The 5,536-nt window shown below is 40.6% G+C and carries 3 protein-coding genes; 2 read left to right on the forward strand and 1 reads right to left on the reverse strand.

Features of this window, described 5'->3' with window-relative positions:
• Positions 1–1,204: DNA polymerase III subunit epsilon (gene dnaQ, locus UC75_RS11930; protein WP_228137321.1), on the reverse strand; the 1,204-nt coding region annotated here is incomplete at its 3' end.
• Positions 1,205–1,437: 233 nt separating this feature from the next.
• Here dnaQ and UC75_RS11935 point away from each other — a divergent pair.
• Entirely contained in the window at positions 1,438–4,653 is a 3,216-nt protein-coding gene (locus UC75_RS11935) for a lytic transglycosylase (RefSeq protein ID WP_049837713.1), read from the forward strand.
• 15 nt (positions 4,654–4,668) lie between these two features.
• Positions 4,669–5,536 (forward strand): ABC transporter substrate-binding protein (locus UC75_RS21450; protein WP_228137322.1); only part of this gene is annotated, 868 nt, incomplete at its 3' end.

Consider the following 5,536-nt stretch of genomic DNA (forward strand, 5'->3'; position numbering starts at 1 on the left):
TTTCACTTTGGGATAAGGCATCTATATCAAAAGAAACCTGTCCACCTGTCATTGCTAGATAAACGTCTGAAAGAATTTCAGCATCGAGTAATGCGCCGTGGAAGGTACGGTCACGTGCCGGAATTTCATAACGTCTTACAAGGGCATCAAGCGAGTTTTTTTGTCCCGGATGTTTGCTTTTTGCTAAAGCTAACGTATCTGTTACCTCACATACTTCGGAAAGCGCGGGAAGGCCAGCGCGCTTAAACTCCATATCTAGGAAGTTCATATCGAAGGTTGCGTTATGCGCAATAATCTCTGCGCCTTTTAGATAATCAAAAAGCGTGTCGGCAATTTCTGCATAGAGCGGTTTATCTTTTAAGAAATTATCACTAATACCATGGATATTTTCTGAGTCGCCCACTGGTTTTTGCGGGTTAATATAAATATGAATTGAGCTACCGGTAAGTTTCCGGTTAATCATTTCAATAGCGCCCACTTCAATAATTCGGTCGCCATCTTGGAAATAAAAACCAGTGGTTTCCGTATCGAGAATCAGTTGTCGAGGCCCTTGTAATTGTAATTTGGCTTCGGTCACAACAATTTGAGGATGAATATTATTAACGGGTTGCTTACTTTCTGGTTCAGCAGCTTCAACTTCAATAACTTCTTCTTCCACAATAATCATCTCAACTTCTTCGGCTACTTCTGCCATATCAAACCCAAAAGGGTCATCAAGCAACCAATCCTCTTCAGGCTTTTTTATATCTTGCAGGGCAGTCGCTTGAACTGTTTTTTTTTGAAGTGCGGTTTGATCGGCTCCGATATTTGCAAGCTCATCAGCCATTTCGTTGCCTGCATGTCCAGCATGGCCTTTAATCCAGTTCCACTCAATATTTCTACCTGCACATACAGCATCTAATTTTTGCCAAAGGTCAGGATTTTTAACATCTTTCCAATTTTTCTTTTTCCAGCCATGAATCCATTCAGTAATGCCTTGCTTCACATAATTTGAATCTGTCCAGATAATTAAGTGAGCATCGGGTGGGCAAAATGAAACGCCTTCAATCGCAGCAGTAAGCTCCATGCGGTTATTAGTTGTCTCAGGTTCACCGCCAAATAATTTATGCTCACCCTGCTCGGTAATGACATATACGCCCCAACCACCTAAACCCGGATTGCCACGACATGCACCATCAACATACAGTGTGATTGTTTGAGACATAAATCGAAACCTAAACTAAAAGAAAAAGAACTGAATATGGTGTATTGTATACGCAAAAAGTTCGGTTCCATCGTTACAAAGCAAGGTTTTTTTAATTTCTTGTAACATTTCCATGCAAATGACATCAAATTATTGCCTTGTCTATCTTGCACGCTTTACTACAATGGCATCGAAGACCTAGGGTTTGTGGCCAGACCCAAAAAAAATATTACGCGAGTTGTTTGGAAGTTTTTATGTATAAACCAACCACATTTGTGTGGCAGCCATCTGCGGCATCATTGTTCAAAATTACCGTACTTAGCTCTGCTTTAGCTGCGTTGGGTATTACAACAGGCTGTTCATCGACTCCGCAATCTGCAAAAACCTCAAAATCGAAACAGGTCAGTGGTGCAGGTTATTTAGATGCGAGTAGTCTTGACTCTTTGGAAGACTTACTTTCAGCAACTGATATGCGCGCTGTAGAAGGTGATCGTCTGCTTATTTTGAAGCATGGTGATGTCTGGAAGCGTATGTCTGTTGGTTTCAAAATGGACTTGAATCATTGGGATTCACGTATTGAAGCTCAGCGTAGCTGGTTTATTTCTCGTCAGCCTTACCTTGATCGCTTGAGTGCTCGTGCCAGTCGTTATTTGTACCATACTGTAAAAGAAGCTGAACGCCGTGGACTACCGACAGAACTTGCACTATTACCGGTAATTGAAAGTTCTTATGACCCAGCTGCAACAAGTAGTGCAGCAGCAGCGGGGCTATGGCAGTTTATTCCAAGTACTGGTCGTATTTATGGCTTAAAGCAAACTGGTATGTATGATGGGCGCCGAGATGTGGTTGAATCAACTCGCGCAGCTTATGAGTTTTTAGGAAGTCTCTATAACCAATTTGGTTCTTGGGAACTTGCGTTAGCTGCCTATAATGCTGGCCCTGGACGTATTCAGCAGGCGATTAACCGCAACCAAGCTGCTGGTTTGCCAACTGATTATTGGTCATTAAAATTACCTCAAGAAACAATGAACTATGTTCCACGTTTCTTAGCTGTTGCTCAAATTATTAAAAATCCAAAGGCTTATGGTGTAGAACTACCGCCTATTGCAAATAGACCCCATTTCCGTGAAGTGACTTTATCTGCACCTTTAACGTTAAATGAAATTGCTTCTACAGCAGGATTAAGCCGCGCAGAACTTTATGCATTGAACCCAGGATATCGTGGTGAAGCAGTAGACCCTGCGAGCCCAATGCGTATTTTGATTCCAGCAGATTTAAGTCCTTCAATTGATAATAAATTAAAAGGGAAAAAAACGGGTGGTAGCTCAGGTTGGTGGGCAAATGCAACTTCACCATCTACACCGACAACTGTTAGTCCTTCTACCACAGTGACAACAAGAACAACACCAACAACACAAGTTCAGCCAGTTAAACCTTCTTCATCAGTGAAGAATACTTCAACGATTTCAAAATCTACCCCACGTGGTTCTGATGCGTTAGCTGCCTTTGCAGCATCAGCGGATGTACCAAGTGCGCCGCGTATTCCTGTAGCTGTGACAAATGCAGCTAACATTACGAAGCCTGTTAAGATGGAGCCACCAATTTCAGCTTCTGAGCGTGAGAAGATTCTAGCGGCAGTACGAGCTGAAGGCGAGAAAGAAACAGTTCAACAAGCTTTAGAGCCGCAACCAACACAAGCTGAAAAAGATCAAGTTGTTGCTGAGTTAAAAGCAATCGCGCCTAAAGGAACTGAAATTGTCGATCCCTATGATGGCAAAATTAGGTTAACCGCAATTCAGACGAGCCAGTCAGTTGCAGAGCAACAAGGTAAAGAGGTTAGTAGAGGTTTTGCTTATCCAAAAACTTTAGCTGAAGACGTGACCGTAGCTAACTCTGAAGACGGACAGCGAAATAAAGACAAACCTTACATCAAGACTGATACTGATGTAGTGGTTGTACAGCCTAAAGGTAAGCGTAGTACTTATACGGTTTTACCGGGTGATACGTTGGCCGTTATTGCAATGAAAAATGGCGTAAACTGGCGCGATGTTGCGAAGTGGAACCAGATTGACCCTGAAAAGACGTTATATGTTGGTTCAACGCTTTATCTCTATGATGCTAAACCGCAAGAAACTCAAGCAACACCTAAAAGTACAGCTAAACCTGACGTATATGTAGTTGAAGCTAACGATAGTTTAAGCGGTGTTGCTAATCAGTTTAATTTGTCAGTAAGACAGTTAGCTGAATATAACGATTTATCAGTAACAGATGGTCTATTTGTTGGGCAAAAATTACTGTTAAAAGAGCCGAAGAGTAGTCGCTCAAGTGCTAAAGTCGAGCCGAAAGCAGTTCAAGCAAATGCAAAACGTATAGCAACTAAAAGTTATACTGTGAAGCGCGGTGAATACCTTAAATTGATTGCAGATCGTTATGCGCTCTCTAATCAGGAACTTGCTGAATTAACGCCAGGTTTATCTGCGGGTAGTAACTTGATGGCTGGCCAAAAAATTAATGTGCCAACACAAGATATTTCTGTAGATGAAGTTGCTGAAACTAAAACTTCTAGTAAATCTGAGAAGGCTGCGGCTAGTATTTCTTATAAAACAGAAGGCTATAAAGTACAGCGCGGTGATACTTTATCGAGTATTGCAACGAAATCAAAAATTAGCCTAGCTGAGTTAGCCGAGTTAAATAACCTAAAAGCAAATAGCCATGTACAGCTTGGTCAAACGATAAAAGTACCAGCAGGGTTAAGTGTTCCAGAACAATACGTTGTAAAGTCGGGTGATAGCTTAAATGCGATTGCGGCTAAATATAACTTGCAAACAGGTTATTTGGCTGACTTAAATGGTTTGTCTCGTACTGCTGGGTTACGTGCTGGTCAACGTTTAAAACTCACAGGTACAGTTGAAGAAGAAGCACCAACTAAGCCTTCTAAAAATACCAAAGAAGAAACACCAGAAACTTATACAGTCAAATCTGGTGATAGCTTAGGTAATATCGCTAACCGTTATCACCTACAGTTGGACTACCTTGCTTCATTAAATGGTCTTTCACGTACCAGTAGCGTTCGTGTAGGGCAACGTTTAAAGCTAACAGGTGATGTACCTACAGTAGAAACAGCTAAAGTAGATACTAAGTCTTCAACTAAAACAGTTGCGGCTGGTAAAAACACTGAAAAATATACTGTGAAATCTGGTGAGTCTTTAAATAGTATTGCGAGCCGTGCAGGCATTTCAGTGCGTGAACTTGCTGAAATGAATGCATTAAAAGCGAGTTCTAATTTACAACGCGGTCAAAATATTGTAATTCCAAAAACTGTTGTGGAATACAAAGTGAAGCGTGGTGATACATTAATTGGTCTTGCTAGCAAATATGGTTTAGAAACTAATTTCTTGGCTGAGCTGAATAATTTGACACCTTCTACTCAGCTTCGCATTGGTGATGTTATTAAAGTGCCTAATTTATAAAATAATTAGCAACTTATGCATAAATCATCTTTTCAACTGAGCCTGCTAGTCGGGCTCAGTGTCGTTTCACATACAGTTTTTTCTGCACAGCAAACCACTTCATATATAGCGATTCATTCCAAGCCTAAATATTTAGGAATGATGGCTATGCCATATGCAAATCCGAATGCCTCTAAAGGTGGTCTGTTAAGTCAGGCCGCTCAAGGAACTTTTGATAACCTCAATAGTATGAATGGTAAGGGGAATGCTACTGAGGGCGTTAATTATCTTTTTGATACTTTAATGACTCAATCGTTAGATGAGGTCGGAGTTTTATATCCACTTTTAGCCGAGAAAGTGAGTTATGACCCAGAAAAAACGCAGTCTGTTACTTTCTATTTAAACCCAAAGGCGCGTTTTAGTAATGGGCAGCCAGTCACTGCGGCAGATGTTAAATTTAGTTTTGATGCCTATCAGACGAAGTCCAATTTAGGTTTACAGATGTACCTTGCTGATTTGGCAAAAACAGAAGTCATCAATGCCTATCAAGTAAAGTTTAGTTTTAAGTCTACCCATAATCCTAAAATGCCATTCATTTTGGCAACCTTACCGATTTATTCAAAAGCGGATTGGCAAAAAAGAGATTTTAGCCGAATTACCCTACAGCCGATTGTGGGTTCGGGGCCATATGTAGTTGAACGAGTTGATGCAGGTAGAAGTATTAGTTATAAAAGAAACCCAAATTATTGGGCAAAAGATTTGCCTATTAACAAGGGGCGTTATAATTTTGACCGATTAAAATATGTCTATTATCGAAACTGGGATATTGCTTTTGAAGGATTTAAATCTGGGCAATACACTTTGCATGAAGAAACTAATCCTAAAAAATGGGTAACAGATTATC

Origin of the sequence: Acinetobacter sp. V2, assembly GCF_001188385.1 — a bacterium.
Lineage (GTDB): Bacteria > Pseudomonadota > Gammaproteobacteria > Pseudomonadales > Moraxellaceae > Acinetobacter > Acinetobacter oleivorans.

Coding starts and splice junctions, on each gene's coding strand:
- UC75_RS11935 (WP_049837713.1), top strand. CDS start 1,438: ATGTATAAACCAACCACATTTGTGTGGCAGCCATCTGCGGCATCATTG.